Annotated in this window: 1 protein-coding gene and 1 other annotated feature; the gene reads left to right on the top strand. The window is 65.7% G+C overall.

The annotated features are described in order from the left end of the window. Positions 1-120 precede the first annotated feature (120 nt). A protein-coding gene (locus tag BLR04_RS39390; protein ID WP_090774300.1) for an IS3 family transposase occupies positions 121-1,370 on the top strand; the annotation gives its coding sequence in 2 pieces (ribosomal slippage) (positions 121-430 and positions 430-1,370; 1,251 coding nt in all). Further along, positions 423-536: a sequence feature (AL1L pseudoknot), on the top strand. (Overlaps the previous gene by 114 nt.) Positions 1,371-1,468: the final 98 nt, after the last annotated feature.

The following is a 1,468-nucleotide window of genomic DNA, read 5'->3' on the forward strand; positions in this document are numbered from 1 at the left end:
GCCTGGGCATGCTCACCCCGATACAGTTCGAGAACGCGTCCACCGTGGCATGACAATCCAGAAACGCGACTCCACCGAAGTCGGGGCACACCACTTCATCGGTTGGAAAGGATGGAGTCCATGTCAGGTCGATCCACTTCCCCGCACCCCGCCCAGCGTCGCTATCCACCGAAGCTGAAGGAACGGGCAGTGCGGATGGTGCAGGAGGCCGTCGCGCAGTCCGGGGAGTCGTTCGGTGTGATCACCCGCGTCGCCCGTCAGCTCGGCATCGGATCCGAATCGCTGCGCAACTGGGTCAGGCAGGCAGAGATCGACGGCGGTCAGCGACCCGGTACCAGCACCGATGAGGCCAAACGGATCGCCGAGTTGGAGCGTGAGATCCGCGAGCTGCGCCGGGCCAACGAGATCCTGAAGGCGGCGTCGGCTTTTTTCGCCAGAGAACTCGACCCTCGACCGCCCAGATGAACGCCTTCATCGACGTCCACCGCGACCGCTTCGGCGTCGCGCCGATCTGCCGGGTCCTGCAGGTCGCGCCATCGACGTACTACGCGGCCCGCAACCGTCCACCATCGGCGCGGGAGGTACGCGATGAGCACCTCAAAACCGAGATCATCCGTATCTACCAGGACAACTACTCCTGTTACGGCGCCCGCAAGATCTACCACCAACTCCGCCGCGAGGGCCTGCCGGCCGCCAGGTGCACGATCCAGCGGCTGATGGGCGACCTCGGCATCGCCGGACTGGTCCGCGGCAGGCCCCGGCGCACCACCATCACCGGCGACCAAGGTGAGCGGCCGGCGGATCTGGTCCGGCGTGACTTCCACGCTGCGGCGCCGAACCGGCTGTGGGTCGCCGACCTCACCAATATCCGTACCTGGTCGGGTTGGGTGTACGCCGCGTTCGTCATCGACGTCTACTCCCGGATGGTCGTGGGCTGGCAGACCGCCACCCATCTGCGCACCGACCTGGCATTGGACGCCTTGGAAATGGCCATCTGGCGCCGCGGCTACAACACCGGCGCCGACCTGTCAGAGCTGGTGCATCACTCCGACCGCGGAGTGCAATATCTATCAATTCGCTACACCGAGCGCCTGGCCGACGCCGGCGCGGTCGCCTCCGTCGGCAGCCGCGGCGATTCCTACGACAACGCCCTGGCCGAGTCCTTCAACGGGTTGTTCAAGGCGGAGCTGATCCGCCGCTACGGGCCGTGGAAGGGCCTGGACGACGTCGAGCTGGCCACGCTGGAGTACCTCGACTGGTACAACCATCGCCGGCTGCACACGGCCTGCGGCGACATCCCACCCGCAGAGTACGAAGCGATCCACTACCGTCACCAACAAGCCGCAGCCACTGCGGCAGAAACCAAGTAGCCGAGTGGTGTGCCCCGACTTCGGTGGAGTCGCGTTTCTGGATTGTCATGCCACGGTGGACGCGTTCTCGAACTGTATCGGGGTGAGCATGCCCAGGC

Origin of the sequence: Nonomuraea maritima, assembly GCF_900100395.1 — a bacterium.
GTDB lineage: Bacteria > Actinomycetota > Actinomycetes > Streptosporangiales > Streptosporangiaceae > Nonomuraea > Nonomuraea maritima.